This window comes from Lysinibacillus sp., from assembly GCF_032093475.1.
Classification (GTDB): domain Bacteria; phylum Bacillota; class Bacilli; order Bacillales_A; family Planococcaceae; genus Lysinibacillus; species Lysinibacillus irui.
In genome coordinates this window covers 17,541-39,645 of the sequence record NZ_DAMDAY010000008.1, presented here as the reverse complement: position 1 = coordinate 39,645, position 22,105 = coordinate 17,541, and the positions used below count along the sequence as shown (strand labels likewise).

22 protein-coding genes, 1 pseudogene and 1 riboswitch are annotated in these 22,105 nt (G+C 36.3%); of the genes and pseudogenes, 12 read left to right on the top strand and 11 right to left on the bottom strand.

Features of this window, described 5'->3' with window-relative positions; all coding sequences use genetic code 11:
• Nucleotides 1-1,019, bottom strand: a pseudogene (locus tag RT445_RS03690) (sensor histidine kinase); the annotation flags it as partial.
• The gene (locus tag RT445_RS03685; protein ID WP_274794843.1) at nt 1,016-1,684 is read right to left on the bottom strand and encodes a response regulator transcription factor; all 669 of its coding nucleotides are present in this window, start codon (nt 1,682-1,684) and stop codon (nt 1,016-1,018) included. The pseudogene RT445_RS03690 and the gene RT445_RS03685, both read right to left, overlap by 4 nt.
• 379 nt (nt 1,685-2,063) lie before the next feature.
• On the opposite strand from RT445_RS03685, the gene RT445_RS03680 reads away from it, so the two are divergent.
• Nucleotides 2,064-2,942 (top strand): LysR family transcriptional regulator, encoded by an 879-nt coding sequence (locus RT445_RS03680; RefSeq protein WP_274794844.1) that lies wholly within the window; start codon nt 2,064-2,066, stop codon nt 2,940-2,942.
• Nucleotides 2,943-2,996: 54 nt separating this feature from the next.
• On the opposite strand, the gene RT445_RS03675 is transcribed toward RT445_RS03680, so the two are convergent.
• Nucleotides 2,997-3,437 (bottom strand): VOC family protein, encoded by a 441-nt coding sequence (locus tag RT445_RS03675; protein ID WP_274794845.1) that lies wholly within the window; start codon nt 3,435-3,437, stop codon nt 2,997-2,999.
• A gap of 356 nt (nt 3,438-3,793) precedes the next feature.
• Here RT445_RS03675 and RT445_RS03670 point away from each other — a divergent pair, with 356 nt between their 5' ends.
• Nucleotides 3,794-4,639, top strand: coding sequence for an aldo/keto reductase (locus RT445_RS03670; protein WP_274794846.1), 846 nt, complete (start codon nt 3,794-3,796; stop codon nt 4,637-4,639).
• A 54-nt stretch (nt 4,640-4,693) separates the two neighbouring features.
• On the opposite strand, the gene RT445_RS03665 is transcribed toward RT445_RS03670, so the two are convergent.
• Nucleotides 4,694-5,077: a winged helix-turn-helix transcriptional regulator gene (locus RT445_RS03665; RefSeq protein ID WP_274794847.1), complete on the bottom strand. Its 384-nt coding sequence runs from the start codon at nt 5,075-5,077 to the stop codon at nt 4,694-4,696.
• A 109-nt stretch (nt 5,078-5,186) separates the two neighbouring features.
• On the opposite strand from RT445_RS03665, the gene RT445_RS03660 reads away from it, so the two are divergent.
• From RT445_RS03660 to RT445_RS03650, 3 genes are all read left to right on the top strand, one after another.
• Complete coding sequence (locus RT445_RS03660; protein ID WP_274794848.1) at nt 5,187-6,371, top strand: MFS transporter; 1,185 nt, start codon at nt 5,187-5,189, stop codon at nt 6,369-6,371.
• Nucleotides 6,372-6,563: 192 nt separating this feature from the next.
• Nucleotides 6,564-6,962: a YuzC family spore coat inner layer protein gene (locus tag RT445_RS03655; protein WP_274794850.1), complete on the top strand. Its 399-nt coding sequence runs from the start codon at nt 6,564-6,566 to the stop codon at nt 6,960-6,962.
• Between the two features lie 94 nt (nt 6,963-7,056).
• Nucleotides 7,057-7,164: riboswitch (SAM riboswitch) on the top strand.
• Between the two features lie 83 nt (nt 7,165-7,247).
• On the top strand, nt 7,248-7,985 hold the full coding sequence (locus RT445_RS03650) for a cyclase family protein (protein WP_312506561.1): 738 nt from the start codon (nt 7,248-7,250) through the stop codon (nt 7,983-7,985).
• A 29-nt stretch (nt 7,986-8,014) separates the two neighbouring features.
• On the opposite strand, the gene RT445_RS03645 is transcribed toward RT445_RS03650, so the two are convergent.
• Nucleotides 8,015-8,611: a DedA family protein gene (locus RT445_RS03645; RefSeq protein ID WP_274794852.1), complete on the bottom strand. Its 597-nt coding sequence runs from the start codon at nt 8,609-8,611 to the stop codon at nt 8,015-8,017.
• Nucleotides 8,612-8,705: 94 nt separating this feature from the next.
• Nucleotides 8,706-9,479 (bottom strand): Cof-type HAD-IIB family hydrolase, encoded by a 774-nt coding sequence (locus tag RT445_RS03640; protein ID WP_274794853.1) that lies wholly within the window; start codon nt 9,477-9,479, stop codon nt 8,706-8,708.
• Nucleotides 9,480-9,815: 336 nt separating this feature from the next.
• Between RT445_RS03640 and RT445_RS03635 the strand changes: the two genes are divergently transcribed.
• The 3 genes from RT445_RS03635 to RT445_RS03625 all read left to right on the top strand — a co-directional run bounded on the left by RT445_RS03635 (nt 9,816) and on the right by RT445_RS03625 (nt 12,439).
• Nucleotides 9,816-10,499, top strand: a complete 684-nt coding sequence (locus RT445_RS03635; protein ID WP_274794854.1) for a DUF2225 domain-containing protein — start codon at nt 9,816-9,818, stop codon at nt 10,497-10,499.
• Between the two features lie 22 nt (nt 10,500-10,521).
• Entirely contained in the window at nt 10,522-10,875 is a 354-nt protein-coding gene (locus RT445_RS03630) for a hypothetical protein (protein ID WP_274794855.1), read from the top strand.
• A 145-nt stretch (nt 10,876-11,020) separates the two neighbouring features.
• Nucleotides 11,021-12,439, top strand: coding sequence for an erythromycin esterase family protein (locus RT445_RS03625; protein WP_274794856.1), 1,419 nt, complete (start codon nt 11,021-11,023; stop codon nt 12,437-12,439).
• Between the two features lie 47 nt (nt 12,440-12,486).
• On the opposite strand, the gene RT445_RS03620 is transcribed toward RT445_RS03625, so the two are convergent.
• The 3 genes from RT445_RS03620 to RT445_RS03610 all read right to left on the bottom strand — a co-directional run bounded on the left by RT445_RS03620 (nt 12,487) and on the right by RT445_RS03610 (nt 15,975).
• Entirely contained in the window at nt 12,487-13,662 is a 1,176-nt protein-coding gene (locus RT445_RS03620) for a DUF4272 domain-containing protein (RefSeq protein ID WP_274794857.1), read from the bottom strand.
• A gap of 1 nt (nt 13,663) precedes the next feature.
• Nucleotides 13,664-14,965, bottom strand: coding sequence for an SMI1/KNR4 family protein (locus RT445_RS03615; RefSeq protein WP_312506562.1), 1,302 nt, complete (start codon nt 14,963-14,965; stop codon nt 13,664-13,666).
• Nucleotides 14,966-15,120: 155 nt separating this feature from the next.
• The gene (locus tag RT445_RS03610) at nt 15,121-15,975 is read right to left on the bottom strand and encodes a MerR family transcriptional regulator (protein WP_274794859.1); all 855 of its coding nucleotides are present in this window, start codon (nt 15,973-15,975) and stop codon (nt 15,121-15,123) included.
• A gap of 86 nt (nt 15,976-16,061) precedes the next feature.
• Here RT445_RS03610 and RT445_RS03605 point away from each other — a divergent pair, with 86 nt between their 5' ends.
• Both RT445_RS03605 and RT445_RS03600 read left to right on the top strand, forming a co-directional pair.
• Nucleotides 16,062-16,529 carry a GNAT family N-acetyltransferase gene (locus RT445_RS03605; RefSeq protein WP_274794860.1) on the top strand — a complete coding sequence of 156 codons (468 nt, stop codon included), beginning with the start codon at nt 16,062-16,064 and terminating at the stop codon, nt 16,527-16,529.
• On the top strand, nt 16,516-17,859 hold the full coding sequence (locus RT445_RS03600; RefSeq protein ID WP_312506563.1) for an MATE family efflux transporter: 1,344 nt from the start codon (nt 16,516-16,518) through the stop codon (nt 17,857-17,859). The genes RT445_RS03605 and RT445_RS03600 overlap by 14 nt, the downstream gene beginning before the upstream one ends.
• Before the next feature lie 233 nt (nt 17,860-18,092).
• Here RT445_RS03600 and RT445_RS03590 read toward each other — a convergent pair whose 3' ends face one another.
• Nucleotides 18,093-19,145, bottom strand: a complete 1,053-nt coding sequence (locus RT445_RS03590) for an AI-2E family transporter (RefSeq protein ID WP_274794862.1) — start codon at nt 19,143-19,145, stop codon at nt 18,093-18,095.
• A gap of 430 nt (nt 19,146-19,575) precedes the next feature.
• Between RT445_RS03590 and RT445_RS03585 the strand changes: the two genes are divergently transcribed.
• Nucleotides 19,576-19,965 (top strand): RidA family protein, encoded by a 390-nt coding sequence (locus RT445_RS03585; RefSeq protein ID WP_312506564.1) that lies wholly within the window; start codon nt 19,576-19,578, stop codon nt 19,963-19,965.
• Nucleotides 19,966-20,078: 113 nt separating this feature from the next.
• Here RT445_RS03585 and RT445_RS03580 read toward each other — a convergent pair whose 3' ends face one another.
• Nucleotides 20,079-20,660, bottom strand: a complete 582-nt coding sequence (locus RT445_RS03580; RefSeq protein WP_274794864.1) for a TetR/AcrR family transcriptional regulator — start codon at nt 20,658-20,660, stop codon at nt 20,079-20,081.
• A gap of 305 nt (nt 20,661-20,965) precedes the next feature.
• Here RT445_RS03580 and RT445_RS03575 point away from each other — a divergent pair.
• A partial coding sequence (locus RT445_RS03575; RefSeq protein WP_313469738.1) for an MFS transporter occupies nt 20,966-22,105 on the top strand: 1,140 nt, incomplete at its 3' end.

Here is a 22,105-nt window from a genome sequence, read left to right as displayed (position 1 = left end):
AAAACTGGGTACCAGGTTGTTAAATGTTCCCGCACAAACCGAATAACATTGATGTTTTTCGGTTCGAATTTATATTTGCTTGCCATTAGCAATGTGTACGACATTAAGTTTTCAATTAAAGCATCAATATTCACAATGGATGCTTCCATTGCTTTTAAAGCCTGTATACCTTCCTCTGACAATGCTTCTTTGCTAATTGTATAAGATTGAGCCCTTACTTTTGTTAAAGGTGTTCGCAAATCATGTGATAAATTGGCGATCAGCTCTCTTCTTAGTTGTTCTTCCTTCTGCTGACGCTGTTTACTATCTCTTAGCTCACAAACCATTCTGTTAAAACTATGCTCTAATTGTCCAATTTCGTCCCGCTTTTTCACCTGTATCTCAATAGGTAAACCGTCTACATCACGAATTTCCATAGCCTCTTGTAGATGTAATAGTCTTTTTCGAATTCCCTTGAAAAATAAAAAGGAAACGGCAATAAAAAATAGGATAACGGCTACAACACCAAAAAATAAGAAGCTACCGTAGTTATCATAAATCTTTATAAGCGGGGGCTTAAAGACATCCCTTGAAATCTCTAACACAATAAAGCCATTTGACACATCATCACCTAAGAAAGCAATTACAGTAAATGGGTCACTTCCATAGCGCTCTTTAATAAATTTGGTTGTAAATGCAGGTGTCCATATTTTAGGAAGCTCATCCTGAACATTCATGGTAGTCAGTAAATTTCCCTTTTCACTTACCCAGAACATTGAAGCTGTAGGATATTGCTTTTGCCATTTTTGAAAAAGCTGTTCAATGGTAGCTTCTGATGCATTGTTTATACTTTTTGCTTGTGTATGCCATTGTTCCTCAATATCACTTTCCAGAAGAGCTTCACTTGAAAAGTCTCCAGATCCTGTCTTTGAAATGCCTAACATGAAAGTAGCAACACCGAGATAGGAAATTTGAACAATCGATATAGCTAATACAATAATGAGCATATATTTCGCTAATAATGAACGGAAAAATTTCATAGTTTCACCCTATAGCCAATTCCTCTAATTGTTTCGATAATCTGGGGTTTTGCAGGATTAATTTCTATCTTTTCTCTTAAATATCGAATATGAACCATCAATGTTTTATCACCTTCAATGTAACTCTCACCCCAAACACCCTCATAGAGTTGTTCCTTCGTTAAAATTTGATTTAGATGACGAATAAAATACTGCAATAAATAAAATTGTTTGCCAGTTAGAAGAATTTCTTCTTCATTTAATGTATTAATAATTCGCATATCTTTTGTATAAATTTTAAGATGCTGCAATGCCAATACATCGTCGTTTTTTTGATATCTTCTTAGTAATACCTCTAATCTTGCTACTAGTTCATCAGGATGGAATGGCTTTGTTAAATAATCATCAGCAAAATTAAGCCCTTCAATTTTATCCTCAACGGCTGTTCGAGCAGATAGCATCAAAATAGGTAAATCTTTATTCTCTCGTTTTATTCTTTTGCCAATCGAAAAACCATCTAACCCGGGTAGCATGACATCCAATATAGCAAGATCTTTTGAAGCAATGTGTTGTTCAAGACCTTCGCCAGACTCTAGCCATGTTACCTCATAGCCTCTTTCCGTTAACTCCTTGCTAACCCATTGTCCTATTTCTTTCTCATCTTCTATGTACAATATATGAATCAATGTTCATCCTCCTTCTTGTTGATAATCAAAAGCTATATTAAAATACCATATTTTGCAATATGAAGTTAACTAGAAATTAAAAACAATATTATTGCATACATGGTTATTATAGGATAAACGCTATTTATTTTCTTAGGAAATTTGAAAAATGTCTATTAATTGAGTAGATATAAAAAAGCGCAACTATTAATAGCTTTGTGTAAGTTGCGTTTTAAAGGTAGATATTATTATCTGTAATTGCTTTCTCATCTGCTCTAAATACAATTAGAAACTTCACACGTAGGTGCTAGAATATGCTAACATGACACTAACTATATGAAAAACATTAAAAAAATTTGTTTTACTTAGGTTTTACGTATAATAAAGGGGTGTGACTTAATTGGATATTCGACAACTAAGATATTTTATAGCGATTGTGGAGGAAAGGAAGATTTCTGCTGCTGCTGAAAGACTGCATATTTCTCAGCCACCATTAAGCCAACATCTAAAAACAATGGAAGAAGAGCTTGGTTCAAAATTGGTAGAGAGAAGCGGCAAGTACTTTGAAGTGACGGAGGCTGGGAAGACCTTATATAAATATGCATTGCAGGTTGCTCAATTAATGGACGAGGCGGAAGCAGAGGTCAAGGATGTAGGGCTAGGCATTCATGGACGATTAACATTAGGCATCAATACATTTTCAGTTGTTGAGTTACCCCAATTATTACATCAATTCCAACAACAATTTCCTAAGGTAACTTATAAAATTCAACAAAATGAATCCTCTTATCTCTGTAAGCTTGTAAGAGATCGTGTAGTAGAACTAGCGATCATTCGTTTGCCCTTAGAATTAGATGATTTCTCTGTCCTTCATATGTACACAGAACCGTTTTATTTTATACAATCCAAGAAGTTTAAGTTGTTAGAACATGAGGTGACTTTGGCCGAAATTCAAAATTGGCCGATTTTATTACCGAGTACAGAAGGGTTAGGAGTTCACTATTCAATTTTAGAAGCATTTTCCCGCTTCCAATTACAGTCCCATATCGTCGGGGAATGTTCAGATACTGCGCTTTTAATGAATTTAATCGAATCAGGTTTTAGCTCCTCCATCGTACCTGAAACCATTCTAAAGCAATTTGAAGACCTACCGCTTCATGCCTACAAAATCCCAACTACAGAGTTATCCACTTCCGTAGGACTTGTATGGATGAAGAATCATTATTTATCTAAAGCTGCACAAAACTTTGTGAATTTAATGAGGGAACATTATTGTTAAGCAGTCAATGCAAAGAGCACACTAACGTTTCTAGTGAGCTCTCTTTTTGAATCATTATTGAATAATTAGCATATCATTTTCATCAAATTTCCACATATCACCATAAGCTACTTCCCAATAGTAACCGTTTGGATCTTGGAAGTAGCCACTATAACCGCCCCAAAATACTGTTTCTGGCTCTTTTACAATAGACGCTCCAGCTTTTTTAGCTAATGCAAATACGCGGTCCACCTCTTCTTTTGATTTACCATTGTAAGCAAGGGTGATACCTCCAAAGCCGGGGCTAAGTTCTGGTGGGTTTGCTTCATTGATATCGTTTACAAGACGTTCAATTGGAAATAGTGATATTTTAGTTCCCCCATTATTAAAGAACATTACATCTGGATTTGTTTCTTCTCCATACACTACTACTTCAAAGCCAAGTCCCTCTCGGTAAAAGGTAAGTGACTCCACCATATTTTTAACGCCTAATGTGATTAAGTTTAAACGATTCATTTTCCAATCCCCTTTTTAAAGTAGTATTACTATTTAAATTCTCTATCCAACAAATTTTTCCTTTTAATTCGTGAAGAAAGTCATTTGGTTGCATCAGCACAGAGATAATCATAATCTATTCATTTTTTTGGATTTCACTATGGATTACCCTTCATTTCTTTATATCCTCCTGATTTCACCTGTAATTTTAAATTGCAAAAAGTACTATTAAAAAACTTTTATCTCTCTAACCATTGGCATCACACAAAAGTTACCTCGACGTTTCTATGAAACAAAAATGTACGTACTTTTTTTTCTTCTTGTGGGGCATCATAATGAAAAAGCAATCAAGCAAACACACAATTGGAGGAATAATAATGATTACTCATTTACAAGATACAATCACATTAAATAACGGCCTACAAATGCCTGGTATGGGTTTAGGCGTTTTTCAAGTAGAAAATGACGCTACTGCAGAAATGGTTAAAAATGCGATCGAGGTTGGCTATCGAAGCATCGATACTGCTGCTATTTATGGAAATGAAGCAGGTGTAGGAGAAGGTATTAAACAAGCTCTAGCATCAACTGGCTTACGTCGTGAAGATTTATTTATTACATCAAAAGTATGGAACGATGGCTTAAGCTATGATGAAACAATTGCAGCATATGAAGAGAGCCTAAAAAAATTAGGATTAGATTATTTAGATCTTTATTTAATTCATTGGCCTGGTAAAGATAAATATGCTGAATCGTGGAAAGCACTTGAAGACCTATATGAACAAGGCAAGATCAAAGCAATCGGTGTATGTAACTTTACTGTGGCACACTTGGAAAACTTATTATCATTTGCTCGTATTAAACCTGTTTTGAACCAAGTGGAATTCCACCCACGCTTACAACAAGTGGAGCTTCGTTCATTCTGTGACAAGCACCAAATTCAACTTGAAGCATGGGCACCTTTAATGCAAGGTGGTCTTCTTGAAGATGAAACGATTTCAAAAATTGCAACAAAATACGGAAAATCAAATGCTCAAGTTATTTTACGCTGGGATGTACAAAATGGAGTGATTACAATTCCAAAATCAGTACGTAGAGAGCGTATGATGCAAAACGCTGATATCTTTGACTTTACTTTAACAGACGAAGAAATGGCATTAATCAATGAGATGAATCGTGAACAACGTGTTGGTCCAAATCCAGATGAATTTGACTTTGCTCTATAAGCATTAAAAAGAGGAAAGAGACTGTCTTGTATGTGACAGTCTCTTTCTCCCTCATTATGATGTTTGCTGCATAGCGATATCTTCATCGCGTTGTTTTAACAGAACATCTTCACCTTTATCCTTTAGTAATTCAACATGCTTTTCGCCCCAAGTGCAAAGCATATTCAAAATAGGCTCCATCCCTTGTCCATAGGAAGTCAATGAATATTCCACTTTAGGCGGTACTTGATTGAAGACCTTGCGATGGATTAAACCAGCTTGCTCTAACTCTCTTAATTGACTTGTAAGCATTTTTTGGGAAATGCCTGGAATCAATCGTCGAAATTCATTTGTTCGAATTTCACCATGGTGGTTCAAATGGCAAAGAATGACCGGTTTCCATTTACCACCAATAACTTCAAGCGTAGCTTCAACACCTATATTATAAATTTTTTGCATTGTAAACCCCCGTAATATTCAAAAGTAACTAAAAGTACTCTACACAACTTTTAGGCATGCATGAATATTACTACACATACTAAAAAAAATCAAAGGAGATATTAGTAAAATGTCACAATCAAAAAAGCCAAATGCAAAATTGACATTGCTAGCACTTGCAATCAGTGCATTTGGTATAGGGTCCACTGAATTTATCAGTGTTGGACTTTTACCATTAATTACAGATGATTTTGGTATATCTTTAAGCACTGCCGGTTTAACCGTTTCTATATACGCACTAGGTGTCACTGTTGGTGCTCCATTATTAACAGCCTTAACATCTCGTCTTAGTCGAAAAACAGTTTTATTGCTTGTTATGACCATTTTTATAGCGGGGAATTTAACTGCAGCTATCGCACCAATTTTTTCTATACTGATAATAGGTCGTATTATTTCAGCATTAGCTCATGGTGTGTTTATGTCGATCGCCTCTGTTATAGCAGCTGATGTAGTTGAACCAAATAAACGAGCAAGCGCGATTGCCTTTATGTTTACAGGCTTAACGCTAGCTACTGTGACCGGTGTTCCACTTGGTACATTTATTGGACAAGTAACAGACTGGCGTATGTCGTTCATTTTTATCGTCATTATAGGCATTATCGGTTTAATTAGTAATGCTTTACTAGTACCTAACCAATTATCAAAAGGTAATCCTATTTCTTTACGTGATATTGGCAAAGTATTAGGCAATATTCGCATGTTATTAATCCTTTTCATTACAGCTATTGGATATGGTGGGGCCTTTGTAGTCTATACGTATGTTTCACCTATTTTAGAGCAATATATGGGCTATTCCCCACATGCAGTAGTAATTATATTAGTTGTCTATGGTATTTGCGTTGCTATTGGTAATACATTAGGAGGCCATTTTGCTAACCAAAATCCGCTACGTTCCATCTTTATAATTTTTGTTGGACTTGCCTTAGCGTTACTTGGTATTGGCTTCACTCTTGAATCACCGATTATCGGTTTAGTCATGGTACTGACAATGGGATTATTTATGTTCATGAATGTCCCAGGATTACAGTTATATGCTGTTCTACTGTCTGAAAAATATGTGCCGTCAGCTATTTCTATGGCTTCAGCATTAAACATTTCTGCTTTTAACATTGGTATATTTTTAGGATCCTATATTGGAGGTTTTATTATTCGCCATCAATCATTAGCACATACGCCTCTTTATGGATTCCTAATGGTTATGCTAGCAGCGATTGTTACATTATTATGGTTGCTTTTCGATAATAAAAAACAATAATATTGTTAGTCCGTTTATCTAGCATTTACTTGATATTTTGGTAATTTAACATCGGTATATATACAATATTGATAAAAAGGAAGCTCCCTGTGGCTTCCTTTTTGTGTTATAAGTAAGACAAGAATGGAGTTACACCTAAATTCGCTTGAATACATAAGATAAGATATCAGCTATAGGATAGGAGGAATTCCATTGTATTACAATCCTTATCCGTATTTCGTTCATCCCTATCATTACTCAGCGCCACCAATTGCCAACCACCTTGCTGTAAGATCCTTTCCCCAACATCTTGCAATGCCGACCAACAATCCCTTTCCACCTGTTGATACACATAAATTAAAATCATCGGTTACACGGATAAAGGCAATTATGCAGCAAGCCCAATTACTGACGGATAAAATTGAAAGCTCCCAGCAATTTGCCCATGATTTAATGAATGCAGCACAACTTTCAAATAAAGCAGAAGTGGAGAAATTAATTTCATCCACAGGTATTACGATGAAATTCGAAACGAACTATACACCTGATAGTTTTAGAATACGTCTAATTGATAATGGCTGTTGTGGTGTCATATTGAATTTAAATTGGTGAAAAAAACCCTAACCTTGTATCCCTATTGAACTTGTAAACTATAGAAAACTATGATAAAGTGTTTGTATTATTATTTCTGAAAATTCTTATATTTTTCTTATCAAGAGAGACGGAGGGATTGGCCCGATGAAGTCTCAGCAACCAGCTCAACAGTATGGTGCTAATTCCAATTGGCCTAATTCCAAAGCCTTGAAGATGAGAAGATGAACTACCGTTGTTTATTCAGGAGTCCTCTTCTATAGGGGGCTCTTTTTTTACTACTATTTTAAGAAAGCAGGGAAAACGATGCCTAATGAATTATTACAATCATTACAATTATTAAAATCTAAACAATGGGTCGATTTAACACATACATTCGGCCCTAACTCACCCCATTTTTTCATGTTCGAAGATGCAAAATTTGAAACATTATTCTCTCACGATGATGGGTTCTTTGCACAACAGTTCACTTTCCCTGGTCAATATGGTACGCATATCGACCCACCCATTCATTTTGTGCGAGACACACGGTACCTTGAAGAGCTCGATTTAAAAGAGCTTGTTCTTCCCCTTGTTGTCATTGATAAGTCCGAAGAAGCTGCTAGCAATCATGATTTTTCTTTAAGTGTTCAAGATATACTTGAGTTTGAAGCACAGCACGGAAAAATTGAGGCAGGTACCTTTGTAGCGCTACGTACCGATTGGAGTAAACGTTGGCCAGATAAGGAAGCATTCAGCAATAAAGATGCGGAAGGGTATAACCATATTCCAGGTTGGGGCTTAGAGGCTTTACAATTTTTACTGACGGAACGTAAAGTTAGTGCGATTGGTCACGAAACATTCGATACTGATTCAGCAGCTGATTTTCGTAAAAATGGCAAACTAGATGGTGAATACTTTGTGCTCGAACAAGACACTTATCAAATTGAGTTAATGACTAATTTAGACAAGCTACCTGCAACAGGTGCAATTATTTTTAATATTGTACCTAAACCAGAAAAAGCATCTGGATTCCCTGTTCGCTCCTTTGCTATTTTGCCATAACTTAAAAGTCGGTATAGAGATACCGACTTTTATTTTTGTACATTTCTTTTTTTGAATATAAAGTAAACGACGAACATTAATAGAACAAATAATAGGATGAGATACATACTATAATGGGATAAGTAGTAACCAACAAACCGCCATTTCTCTCCAAGCATTTTCCCTAACGTTATAAATGTGAATGTCCAGATAAATGCTCCTGTATAGGCAAAGAACGCAAACTTTTTATATGGATAATTATTAATAGCCGCAATATACGCTGTTATGTGGCGGACACCAGGGATAAAATAGCCTATTAACAATAAGATAGGTCCAATTTTGGCAAACATTTTTTTCGTAAAATCAATTTTTTGTTCAGTTATATGAATTTTTGGCCCATACTTTTGTAGTAATGGTAAGCCAAATCGATAACCAATATAGTAGCTTAAAGTAATACCTCCAACTGCGCCAATCATGGCACTTACTAATGCAGGGATATGTTCAAGGCTTTCCCGATAAACACTATAACCTACATATGTTAAGAAAACCTCATCAGGAAGTGGCAATCCAACTATACCTCCAATTAGGATTACGATAATGCCAAAATACCCGTAATGTTCAATTAGAGATTGCACGTGATGTGCCATAAACTATCCCACCTAAAAATTTTTTAACTATAAAATATACAGGTTTCATTATAATCAAACTGCGGAAAACAGAAGAAGCAACTTGAAGATTGTTTTAAATTATTTGAAGCTGACGCAAAGCAAAGTCAATACCGCCCTCGGTAGATTTCTTTGTAACAAAATCAGCAACGTTTTTCAAAGCTAAGCTGCCATTTCCCATAGCAATTCCTAATCCTACCAGCTCCAGCATATCCATATCATTATCCCCATCTCCAAAAGCAATGGCATTTTTAGAATCAATGTTAAAATAATCTAGTACTGCTTGAACAGCTATTGACTTGGAAACATCCTGCTGTAGTACATTCACAATATAAGGATGCCATCGCTGCCATAATATATTCGGAAATTGACTAACATATCTTTTTTCTCCCTGTTCATCTGTATATAGACACATGAGAAAAACTTCCTCATTCGTAATTTTTTCATTTATAACCGGAAAATCTCCCAAAGACAATGTTTCCTGCATAGCATGTAAAGCAGCTGGACTTTGTATGCTATTCATCGCTAGCTGCTCTGTAAAAAATGTTAAGCTATGCTGTTGTTCCATTGCAAAAGCCTCAACATTTTGGACAATCTCTTTAGCAATAGGCGTTTTATGTAGGACAAGATCATGATGTTTCACATATGCACCATTTGCCGTAATAAAGGTCTCTATCCCCAACTCTTCCAACTCACGGCACATGGATAAAGGTCTTCCTGTAGCTGCTACAAGGTGAATTCCCTTATTCTTTAATAAATCAATTGCCTGCTTTGTACTTTCTTCTACACAGCCATCCTCATAATTGATGAGTGTGCCGTCTACATCAAAAAACACTATTTTATAGTTCAACTTGAATCATCCTCCAAAACAATACTTTTGAACCACACAAAAAAAATCCCTTTAACGATTACTAATAAAATATTTGTACGTATTTCGACAAACTTTCAACCATCTATATAACTTACATTAACAGCACCGATAAATACTATTAAAGGAACAGTTCTAGTGACAATTAATAAATAATGTAATGATTATTTTTATTTTAATAATTCTAAAGGAGTATACCAAAGAACACAGAATTGTTAAAATAAAAGATAATCATTTAAATATATTGAACGATACTTTTTAACGAATAGATAGAACAAAAGAAATAATTTTCTAAAGCAGGCAAAGGAGTTGATTCTTATGGCATTTAACATTTATTACTACGAAAGTAGTGTAGATTGCAAATTTTGCAAAAGGCATTTTACAACATATAAAGTACGCCCTAATCGATATAAAATCATCGAGGAACAAACAGATTTCATGCCTGTTTATGATGGCCTAAATCCTTTGCTGTATGAGGTCGCTGTATGCCCACATTGTGGCTACGCCTACCACAAATCTATGACAAGGACTTATGGACCGTTCATGCAGCTCATTGATGAACTATACATTAAAGAGCTCCAAAAACCCATGGACATCTGCCAGGAACGTACAATCGATGATGCCATAATCAGTTTTAAGCTTGCTTATTTAGTATCCCGTGCTTCAATGGAAGAATCTCTCTTAATGGCGAATTTCGCATTAAAAATAGGTTGGCTATATCGTTTAAAAAACGATGAAGAATCCGAAAAACGCTACCTTTTTGCAGCAAGAGACTTTTATAGTAAATCCTTTGCATCCAATCAGGAGGGTGGAGAGAGAATTCAGTTTTTACATGCTGAACTAAGCCTCCGACTTGGTGATATGGCGGAAGCCCAAAAAGGCTTCTCTCGCTTAATCGCTGATAGAAATGTCTCGCCAAAATATCGAAAGCTTGCCCGTAATCGTTGGGAAAATTATAAATATGACGAACAACCTATAACAGTTAATGAAACTATTAATTAATGGGACGAGGAGAGGACTTGTAATGTTGCTATTTCATAAGAGAATAGATGTGAGAGAAGAGGATATATTTTCAGAGTTGCATCACTTTCTATTAAGGAAAAATAATCGCTACTTAACAAATGATGAGGTTGTCACTTTAACAGGAGTGTCCTCTGAGCTGCTTTTCAAATGGGTAAAAGCAGGAAAGTTAAAAAAATCAATTTTCCCTAATTTAGGTGCACCTTGTGAACGTTGTGGACAAATTACACAGGCTAAAATTTGTGTGAGCTGCTCCTCCTCCATTGTTGGTACGTTAAAACAAGAAGAAAAAGACCGCGCATGGTTCAATCAAATCCAACGTAACCATGTTAGAGCTAGTACGTACCATTATAAATAGCAATCGAACATCTTCATTAATCGAAGATGTTTTTTCTTTTTAACTGACCCTACCAAATTTAAACAAAATTTAAACTAACTCTTCCTAAGCTTTAAACTAAGCTCTCTATAATTAGTATCAACATAAAGAGAAGGACTGATTATCAATGAAGAAGGCTAGGAAGCATAAAGTTTTATTAAGTTTTGCACTGGCAAGTTTAATGACATTGAACGGCGTAGCAAGTGTCTCTGCAGCTGTTCCTGCAAAAGAGCAACAGGTCAATATAGAAAACAAATCTACAGTTAAACAGGCTAGGACCTCTAATGAAACATTACTTGATTGGAAAAAGTGGGTGAACGATCATGCTTACAGTTTGTCATCCATCCAACCTGAAGTATCGAGTGGAACGAAAATCCCTTCTAATCAATTTGAGGATTTGGAGATGCTTAAGCCGTTATTACACGATAAACGTATTGTTTTTCTAGGAGAGAGCTCTCATGGTGTGGCACAATTCAATCATGTTAAAACACGTTTAATACAATTTTTGCATCAGGAAATGGGCTATAATGTTCTTGCCTTTGAAAGTGGTATGGGTAATGTGATGAACGCCCAAGGGCAAATTGACAAACAAGCAGCTCTACAAACAATGAAGGATTCTATTTTTGGAGTTTGGTGGACGAAAGAAACATTGCCTCTGTTTGACTATGCAAAATCAACTCAAGCAACAGAACAACCACTTATACTTACTGGCTTCGATATTCAACAGCAAGGGGCATTTACGAACGGCGATTGGCTCCAGAATCCTAAGTTAGCTCAACAATTTAGTGAAGCTGAGAAACAACTAGCTGAATGGAGCTCCGGGAAAGATTTAAAGGGCTATCAGCAAGTAAAAGCTACAATCATAGATGTGTATAAACAAGTAAAGTCTCAAATTCAATTGAAAGAAAAAGAATTACAAGCGGCTTATCCAAACGAGTCTCATATTGTCAAACTAATGGAACGTACTGTAACAGATCGCATTCGCTTAGCAGACGAATATGTGGAACTAACGATCCAGTCCAATATTGATATTGAACAAAATAATATTGAAACATTTTTAAAAACAATGGAATGGCGTGATCAATCGATGATGGAGAACTTACTTTGGTTAGCTGAGGAGGTTTATCCAACAGAAAAGTTCATCGTATGGGCACATAACGACCATATTCGTAAGGCACAATCGGAAGTAATGGGTTCCCCTTATCCAGTCAAATTAATGGGGGAACGTTTACCAGAAATCTACAAGAAATATAGCTATGTATTAGGTCTATATATGACTAGCGGAGAGACAGCAAATAATATGGGTGAACCGATGGCTGTTTTACCTCCTATCAAGGGATCTATTGAGGATATACTGTCTTCAACTAGTAAACCTTACACATTCATTGATTTGCGCAACCGCCAGAATGAACGAGGCAACTCATGGATGTTCGAGCCCCGCTTATCTTACAGTTGGGGTATGATACAGGAAAGCTTAGTTCCTCGCGATCAATACGATGGTATACTTTTAATTGATAAGGTGAATAAGCCAACTTATGTGAAATAATTTCATATATTAAAATAGCAAACTAGGCTTCCTAGTTTGCTATTCCTTTAAGTATCCATTGATATAGTATCCCATTCTTCATCTTGATAGCCCATCATCCAGAATAAGCCTCTACGTCTTTCCATCACAACACTTTCATTTAACGATAAAGGAGCTACTTGTCCATTTATTCGACTATCTACACAAGCCCAATGTAATCTGTAGATCTTATCTGCTTCATCTAATATCTCTTCCTTACTGCGCAATACTGTTTGCTTATAAAATTGTTCAAATGTTTCACAACGAGAAACGACCTGTATAGCATATTCACAATCACATACGTCGTCAGGGAAATCTAGCTCTTCTACAAGGCCTAATGCCCAAATGAGTGTCCAATAGGCTTCATACTGCCATGAAATATTGACAGCATCTTGAGGACTGGGATGCTGAGTCTCAAGAAAGAATTTTTCATGCTCTGTTAAAGATTCTTGCACCTCATATGTACGTAACATATTAGTGAAGAATTCTCTAGACTCTTCAATATTTCCATTTTGTGCTACATCACAGGCAAATTGAATAACAATCAACAGGGAAACTGCCCTTTTTGCAATTTCTTCTTGGCTCTTAAAGCGGCAACCTTCTAATGGTGGCAGTTGGGGTAGAGAAGTTGCATAAGGGATTTCTTTGTCTGTTAAAAAGGCAATCGTTCTGTTTTTTCGTGTTTCCCCCTGCTCTGATGTCACTTCCTGACTTCTTATCTTCCTTGCACAGGCTTGAGGTCTAAAATTTGCAGGACCTGACTCCCCATTAGAATAAACAATAACGCTACCACTCTGATCCAGTAAAGTGCCATCCGGTAGAAAACCTACACCACCTATGCTTGCTAGCAGTCTCGTAAATAGTTGCATATGGTTTTCCGTTATCTCTTTATCCATTTCGATTGCAATGACTGTATTGAATACAGATATTTGTATCATAACCTGTTCTTTTAAATCTTCATCCTGAAAAGGAATTCTATCGTAATACCCCATCATCCCCGGGATATTTTGAGTGAAATAATCTGGATTAGTATCTTCAAATAAAACGGTAATAGAACATCTGGATTTTTTGAAAAGCCCTTTGGATTTTACTAAATATCCACTATCACCTCGTTCAATGGTAAAGCCTTTTGCAAATACCTCTGCTATTTTGTCTTGAATATCATCCACATCATTTTTAGACGCAAATATTGTAAAATGATTCAAACTACTCTCTCCTTTGTTGCATAAAGCTTGCCAGTTTCCAATTATCCAAATGATTAAGAACTTGGCTAAACAACTGTCTATTTTTACGAAGAACCTCATGCTCATGCCAATAGGTCAGCAATGGCCGCCATTTTCCCTCGTCAACAATTGTCGTTGGGATTTTGCCTTGCTGCATCATATGCCAAATAGCTCTGATTGAGGTAATCCTCTCTGCCTCACTACCACTCAACCATTCAAGTAATATATCAGCACTAGGCTGTGACTCTGCCAACAGCATATCCCAACCATCGATTGGAAATGCCACATATGGCCTCATCCATTCTATGATGGTTGGATGGTGTAAATGATGTAATCGATGTAAGGCAGTATAAGCATTAATCTTATCCTTTTCCATATCAGATAAAATGAATGCTAAGCCTTCATCTGCTGGCAAACAATGTGCCGTTAAATAATCACGCAACCAGTTGGGAATATCGCTTTTCTCTTGCCAAAGCTCTCTTACCCAATTTTCAGCCTCTTTTGAACATACCTTTATTAGCACTTCACTCCATGCCTTTTGATCTGATGGAGATAGCGCCCGCATAATTTTATGTTGGAGAGCCTGATACACCTTCTCTTTATCAAAATGCAAGAAGGCTTCCTGCACTTGAGCTTCCTTTACGCCATGCATGGAAACATAATGAAGTAACGATTCTAGACTAGCTTTAGCCAATTGTAAATTAGAGCTTAAAAATTGCTTTAGCCATGTTAGCCATATTTGTGAGCTTGTCAGATGAATATCCAAACCATTTTCGCTACAAAATTGTCGGTGTTGCCCACAATCTACCCCAATACATCCTAAAGCTGTCATACTGTCAACATATGTATGAAAGCTGTCGGCAAGGAAATCAAATTCATCCTCTTCATGACTCCAATACCAAATCGATTCATCCTCTAGCTTGATAAGAAGCGCATCCCCATTACCTGCAGTAAAAAATTGTACGTATTGTTGTTCAAGATTTTTATCATCCCCGCCAAAGTATGGGAAATCTAAGTCTTTCAAGTTCCAGCCAAACTCACCTGATGGCGTATCAGTCAGTTCGTTTGGTAAGATAGCCTCATCTGGCAACGACCAATAGATACTCACTTGTTGTGAGCTGGTTTGCATTGCTTGACGGAACTTCTTAGGAAGTTGTATACCAAGCCTTGACTCTACCTTGCGTAAATCTTGTTCACTAGCGACAGGTTGTACTTCAATTGGATGTACAAAGGCACCTTGTTGCTTCAGCTGTTTCATCAAAAAATTCCAACGCTCAATCCACATTGTTGCTCATCTCCACATCGTGCTCAAATTTCCTTCTTTTTTATTTCTATCGTCAGGAAATCATTTACTAATGAGGTTAATTTTTAATTTAACTACAAAATACTCTTATTTTACTGACATCAAAGCATCCAAGTATGATAAATTACTCAACCAATTTAGTTCGTTCTTCTTAAGCTGTGTTTACTTAATTTTTTTACCTCCATCATAATCTTTGTCACATATTCTTCCTCTCGATTTTTAATAACGGCATCATAAATATATTCCTCATAAACGTATTGACCTAATTCATAGCCCTTTTCATGCATGACATTAAATAATCGTGTATATGTCTCTCCAAGCTTCGCAGAAGGTCCTACATGATAACCAATAACAAATTCACCCTCAATTGCTTTAAAATAAGGATGTCCTTCTCTTGGATTAGGTTGTTCAATATATAGATAGCTATAATTATCGTAATTTCCAGCTAAAACCTGCTCTCTCCTTGTCATTCCACCGATTGGATAACCTGTATCCAATTGAGAACGATCTAACTCCTCGATAAAATCCGATACAGCCTTTACAAACTGCTCTTCTGTAGAATCTTCGATATTTTTACTTAGATATAGTGTTTCTTCAGGAAAATATTCAATTGTAATATCGTCAAAGTTAAGGTGAAGTGCTTCCTCGTTTGTTTTAATTTTGACATCAATGATATTTTCAATCATTTCTAGCTCTCGACGTTTCTTTGCTACGATTTCCTTTTGCTGATGCATTAATTCTAAAAAATTTTCTGGGGATTTCTCCGCCATATATTGCTGAATATCCTTTAATGACATACCAACTGCCTTTAATAATTCAATGACACCAAAAAAATCATATTGTGCAAGTGAATAATACCGATAATCTTTACTATCTTTCATGATGGGAGATAACAAACCAATTTGATCATAATAAATTAATGTTTGTTTATTAACCTTACATATTTTGGCGAATTCACCCGTTGTAAAATATTTTACATTTTTATTAAGCATTTTTTGAGTTTCCTCCCTTGACTATATAGTAACTATATACTTTAAATTGTACCTATTCACAATAAAAATAGAAAGGTTTTGACATTATGTTCACGGAGATTCGTGACATTACAGCTTTTAACAAGCAAGAAATTTTAGCATTACGTATCGCTGATAATCAGCAACATTTTATTGAATCAACAGACCAATGCTTAGCAGAGGCAGAATTGGATCAACGCTTTACCCCCTTAGGTCTGTATAAAGATAACATCGCAATCGGCTTCGCTATGTATGGTCTATTCCCCCACGAAGATCACAGTCAGCGTGTATGGCTAGATCGCTATTTAATTGATGAACGCTATCAACAGCAAGGATTAGGTAAACATTTTTTACAGCAACTTATTCAATACTTAGCGGTAAAGTTCAACTGTCGCCAAATCTATTTAAGTGTGTATGAAAATAACGCTGTAGCCATTCAACTATATAAACAATTTGGTTTTATGTTTAATGGTGAACTAGATGACAAAGGAGAAAAAGTAATGGTGCTGGAGGTATATGGACATGACAACCATTAATCCAATTGAAACAAGACCACTAAAACCATTGTTTTTATCGTATTTATTTCCAGCAATGATTGGTATGCTGTTGATGTCTGTTAATATTTTGGTGGATGGTATTTTCGTTAGTAATGGCGTGGGACCATCAGCATTAGCAGGGGTTAATATTGCCGTCCCCATTTTCTCAATTTTGCTATCGATTTCTCTGTGGATCGGTATGGGAGGAGCTACACTTTACTCGATTTCTCTTGGGGAGGGGAATAAACAACGAGCCCACCAACTCTTTACATTGGCGTTCACTACGATGCTAATGGTCGTGATCACGATTATTGGACTTCTTGCGTTCAATCTAAAGGAGATTTCCTATATATTTGGAGCAAGCGACGTTACATTTCCATATGTGCAACAATACCTACACGTCATTTTACTCTTTGGTGTGTTTTACACGATTGAAAATCTATTAAGTATTTTCATTCGAAACGATGGTAACCCGAGACTTGCTATGCTTGGCTTAATAACGACGTCAGTATTAAATATTATCTTAAATTATGTCTTTATCTTTGTACTAAATTATGGTGTCACAGGCTGTGCCTTAGCAACAGCCATAGCTACTATTATAGGTACGTTTGTACTATGTCTCCATTTTTTCCGCCCACAATCTGAATTAAAGTTTGTCCCTTCATTTTTTAATCTGTCAGATTTAAGAAAAATTTTTGCTATTGGACTACCTAGCTTTATCGTAGAAGCTTCGGTAGCTGTTATCGTTATTTTATATAATGTGACCTTCTTACACTATTTAGGGGCAAATGGCGTTACAGCCTATGCCATGGTCAACTATATCCATACTGTATTATTAACAATTTTCCTTGGGATCGGTATGGCCCTTCAACCATTAGTTAGTTATCATCATGGGGCAAGATTAATAGAAAGATTAGTAGCATTATTAAAAATCGGCTTAGCTACTGCTTTTATTTTAGGGTTAACGACAGCACTTATTGCCATGTTATTCCCTTCGCAGTTAATGGCATTATTCGGAGATAGCTCATTTGAAATTCGTAGCATGGCTGCTCAAGGCTTTATTCACTTTGCCATTGGCTATGTATTTTTAGGTATTAATATGGTGCTCGCAGAATTCTTTCAATCTATAGAGAAAATTCGAATTGCTACAACCATTATGTTACTACGTAGTATTATTTTATTTATACCGACACTTATCCTATTGCCTAAATTCCTTGGCCCACAGGCAATATGGTGGACCTTTCCAGTAGCGGAGGGAATTACAGCCTGCCTTATTTACTGGTACATTAAGAAAAATCCACGGACGATTTCAACTTCCGAAATGCTTTAATAGAAAGAGACCTCACGAGATCTCTTTCTGTTTCTCTTAACAAAATTGCATTTTCAGAGTACCCTTCCCATCTTCCACTACAACTTCACCTACTGCTCCATTAACTAAAATTAATTGGGGTGGTACATGGCCAATATCTACATCAGACTTGTTGATCTTTTATCAATTTAAATCCCCCCTTGAACATTAAATAAGGAACCATCTTGTATATGTGGATGATTCCTTTGTTAGATCTATTCTATTTGTTTCTCATTGGGTACCACTACTGCTTTCTTGTGAGGATCTTCCGAGGATGTTACCCCCAGAATATCAAGAAGGAACATAAATAGTGGAATACCTATAATCAATCCCCATACACCAAGGAAATGCTCTGAGAAGAGAATGACCATGAATGTGTAGAAAATCGGTAAATCAGTCTTTGCGGACATTAGCTTTGGATTTAAAAAATAGGCTTCAATAGCATGTAATACCATGACAATCACTAATATATAGACAATATACATCAAACCACCGATACTATAGGCAATAATACTTAGTGGAATTAATGAAATGATGACACCTGCAACTGGTACTAAGCCTAAAATGAAGAGCATGATACCAAGGGCAATCAAATGTGGGAAGCCCATAATAGAAAGGGCAATTACTGATAGCACACAGTTAACCGCTGCAATAATGAACTGTGCCTCAATTACTTTACCAAATGAGCGAATGAATATTCTTGAGAAATAATGAAGTTCATCATAAAGTGGTCCAACCTTACTATCCTTAAACTTTGCTGTGAACTCAATAATGCGCTTCTTTTCTAACAGAATGAACAAACTCAATATAAGTGAAATCAATATTTGCATAATGATTTTACCAATATTCGTAATATTTTTAAGAGTTAAATCTACACCTTGCTCTAAATATTTCCCAAGTTCAATTTTCTCAAAGGTAGGAGCTAAGTACCTAGCAATTTCATTATCATCTGGATCGAGATTAAAACTCGCAATTAGATCAAAAAGCTGTGTAATTTGTTGGGTCACAATCGGCAAATATTTGTATATCACTGCAACTATACCTGCAACAAGTAAAAGGTATAACGTTACCGTAACAGCTTTTTCATTCATCGGTACATATTTTTTAATACCCTTCGTCGTCTTCGTAGTAAGCTGATTCATCAAATAGGTAATAATAAACGTTAGCAGAATTAGATTGATCATACTACGCATTAAATATAAGGCAATAGCAATACCAACTAGAATTATAAAACGTTTAAATCCATTACTCCGAAAGAAATTAGTCATTTATTCACTCCTTCTACAAAACGGCCTCGCTGTTTCTGCTACCTAGGGCTACACTATCAACTAAACACAATAAAAAATTGAATTATAACAATACGCATCATTCTTATGTAAAAATTTCCCTCTTATTAATTAAGTATAGCCAGCTACCTTCAAAATAAGACGAAATTTATGTTTCTAAAGAAGTGTCTATATAAAACCTAAGGCGTGGGTGAATTGTATGTCTTGTCAAATTAAAATGTCAATACTTTTATCCTTTGTGAAAGCTTTATCAGCGTATAAGCCTACATTCTATGAATCTATTATAACCCTTTATAACAGCATATCCAATTTGTATGTTCTTTTATAATGGTATTTGTAAGAATCTTTTAATTACCGATACCTTATGTTAACTTGATAAAAGTACAATTTAGAAATAGATAGGACTGATTCCATGAAAATTTCAAGAAACCCTGAGAATATTCATCAACCCGTCGCTCCTTATGTCCATCAAATCGAAGTCACTGGTCCACATAGATGGTTAACCTTATCTGGACAAATTGGCATGCAACCAGATGGAACTATACCTGAAGACGCGGTAGCTCAATTGAAGTTAGCGCTAGAAAATATTAGAAAAAATTTAGAAAATGCTAATATGGAGGTTCGTGATATTACAAAGCTCGTATTTTATTTAGTAGGAGATATGGAAGCTAGTCAACGAAAGGAAATAATAGGTGATTTTTTGGGAGATCATCTACCTTGCATGACATTAATTTACGTAGTAGCACTGGCTACTCCTTCCTTAAAGGTTGAGATAGACACATGGGCTTGTAAGGAATTATAAAATCATTCTATGTTAGATTTTAATAAAGTGTGCAGTTTTATGTATTCCCCCAAGTACCCCTTTACCACTCCTAAAGGGGCACCGCTTCTTCTGCCATTCCTTCATACATTGTTTTATTTAAGTAATGTAAGAGTCGTTGCAATTGCATTGTCAACAAATGATCTTTGGGGCTGTGATTTCAGCATGACCGTTAACCCTATTAACGCAACAATTAAAGCTTGTGCTAATGATTTGGCATCTGTGTCAGCATCCAACTCACCAGTCTGGATTCCTCGTTCTATCGTCTCTTGAAAAATGACAGCTAAATAAAGTTGATGCTCTCTAGTCAAGATTTCAAATCTTTCATCATGAGGTGCCAGTTCTACCATTGTATTTATACAAAAACACCCCTTACTAATATCACCTGTATATTCTCCAGCAATTACATCTTCGAAAAAAATAGTAAATGCCTTTTTTACAGATGAATGACTTTGAAGTCTTGCTCGTATATCAGCCGCTCGAGATGTCGTATATTTACGAAGTGCTGCTTCAAATAGCTCCCTTTTATCCCCAAAGGTTGAATAAATACTAGGACGCTGAATCTCCATTCTAGCAGTAAGATCACTTAAAGAAGTCGCTTCATATCCCTTTTCCCAGAATAATTGCATAGCAGCTTCTAATACCTTTTCCTCATCAAATTCACGGGTTCTTGCCATTCAAATTTCACCTCCGTTATTTAAGGATTCGAGAGTAGGTCTTATATTTTTAAATACCAAACAGTATGTATTTATTGTATTACCTATTGTTATTATTGTCAATTTCCACTTTATAAATCAAACCATTTATACATTATTTTTAACAAACCTTGACATGATAAATACGACTAAGATATATTTACCAATAATTATATTATACCGAACGGTATGTTATGATGACAATTCATTATGAAAGGAGAATATACAGCGTGGACTATAATCCAAAACCACAAAAAGATGCACCCTCTTTAAGTCAACAACCTACGATGTCTCAAGCTGTAACATTATTATTTGCAACCGCCTGCGGAATGTCTGTCGCCAATATTTATTTTGCACAGCCGTTGCTTGATCAACTAGCTCTAGAGTTTGCTATTGATCATTCGATTATTGGTTTGATTATTACTATCACGCAAATTTTTTATGGTCTAGGCTTACTACTTCTAGTGCCACTTGGAGATTTACTAAACCAACGACGCTTGATTATTGGTCAAATGCTATTATCCACCGTGGCTTTGTTTATAGTCGGTACTGCCTCCTATATTGTAGTGCTATTCGCTGGTATGGCCCTAGTTGGTTTACTTGCCGTTGTGACACAGACACTGGTGGCATTTGCAGCAACCATGGCTTCTTCTACAAATCGTGGTCGTGTCGTTGGCATTGTCACAAGTGGCATCGTCATAGGTATACTGCTTGCTCGAACCTTTGCTGGTCTATTAACAGATCTTGCAGGCTGGCGTTCTGTCTATCTTGTCTCTGCCACCCTCATGCTTTTAATGGTCAGTCTGTTTCTCAAAGTGTTACCAAGAGTAGAGCGTGAAGTAAAATCACTATCTTATTGGCAGCTAATTAGCTCCGTGTTTACGCTGTTTATTCAAGAAAGAACATTACGTATTCGCTCTGTTGTAGCCATGCTAATTTTTGCTGATTTCAGTATTTTGTGGACGCCACTTGTTCTGCCACTTAGTGCGCCACCATTAGCTCTTTCACACAGTGTCATTGGAGCATTTGGCCTTGTTGGAGTGGCTGGTGCTTTAGCGGCTGCAAAGGCAGGGAAATTAGCAGATCAAGGTTTTGGACAAAAAACGACAGGTATTGCTTTAATGCTTTTACTCATTTCATGGTTGTTTATCAACTATTTAGAACAGTCGTTATGGGCATTAATTGTAGGTATCGTGTTGCTTGATTTGGCTGTACAGGCAGTTCATGTCACAAACCAGGCGATGATTCTTCCATTGCTTAGCGAAGCCCGCAGCCGTCTTACCGCTGGCTATATGGTGTTCTATTCTATCGGAAGCGCTGGCGGTTCAATCGCTTCTACACAGACGTATGCACTCTTCGGCTGGAAAGGCGTTTGCTTGCTTGGAGCTTCTATTAGCACGATCGCCCTCCTTTTTTGGGTAACGACA

Excerpts from the sequence above, each read along its gene's own strand:
- RT445_RS03675 (WP_274794845.1), bottom strand. The coding sequence starts at position 3,437 with ATGAATCGTTTAAACTTAATCACATTAGGCGTTAAAAATATGGTGGAG.
- RT445_RS03650 (WP_312506561.1), top strand. The coding sequence starts at position 7,248 with ATGCCTAATGAATTATTACAATCATTACAATTATTAAAATCTAAACAA.
- RT445_RS03660 (WP_274794848.1), top strand. The coding sequence starts at position 5,187 with ATGTCACAATCAAAAAAGCCAAATGCAAAATTGACATTGCTAGCACTT.
- RT445_RS03625 (WP_274794856.1), top strand. The coding sequence starts at position 11,021 with ATGAAGAAGGCTAGGAAGCATAAAGTTTTATTAAGTTTTGCACTGGCA.
- RT445_RS03615 (WP_312506562.1), bottom strand. The coding sequence starts at position 14,965 with ATGTGGATTGAGCGTTGGAATTTTTTGATGAAACAGCTGAAGCAACAA.
- RT445_RS03670 (WP_274794846.1), top strand. The coding sequence starts at position 3,794 with ATGATTACTCATTTACAAGATACAATCACATTAAATAACGGCCTACAA.
- RT445_RS03580 (WP_274794864.1), bottom strand. The coding sequence starts at position 20,660 with ATGGCAAGAACCCGTGAATTTGATGAGGAAAAGGTATTAGAAGCTGCT.
- RT445_RS03600 (WP_312506563.1), top strand. The coding sequence starts at position 16,516 with ATGACAACCATTAATCCAATTGAAACAAGACCACTAAAACCATTGTTT.
- RT445_RS03665 (WP_274794847.1), bottom strand. The coding sequence starts at position 5,077 with ATGCAAAAAATTTATAATATAGGTGTTGAAGCTACGCTTGAAGTTATT.
- RT445_RS03610 (WP_274794859.1), bottom strand. The coding sequence starts at position 15,975 with ATGCTTAATAAAAATGTAAAATATTTTACAACGGGTGAATTCGCCAAA.
- RT445_RS03635 (WP_274794854.1), top strand. The coding sequence starts at position 9,816 with ATGGCATTTAACATTTATTACTACGAAAGTAGTGTAGATTGCAAATTT.
- RT445_RS03605 (WP_274794860.1), top strand. The coding sequence starts at position 16,062 with ATGTTCACGGAGATTCGTGACATTACAGCTTTTAACAAGCAAGAAATT.
- RT445_RS03645 (WP_274794852.1), bottom strand. The coding sequence starts at position 8,611 with ATGGCACATCACGTGCAATCTCTAATTGAACATTACGGGTATTTTGGC.
- RT445_RS03585 (WP_312506564.1), top strand. The coding sequence starts at position 19,576 with ATGAAAATTTCAAGAAACCCTGAGAATATTCATCAACCCGTCGCTCCT.
- RT445_RS03630 (WP_274794855.1), top strand. The coding sequence starts at position 10,522 with ATGTTGCTATTTCATAAGAGAATAGATGTGAGAGAAGAGGATATATTT.
- RT445_RS03590 (WP_274794862.1), bottom strand. The coding sequence starts at position 19,145 with ATGACTAATTTCTTTCGGAGTAATGGATTTAAACGTTTTATAATTCTA.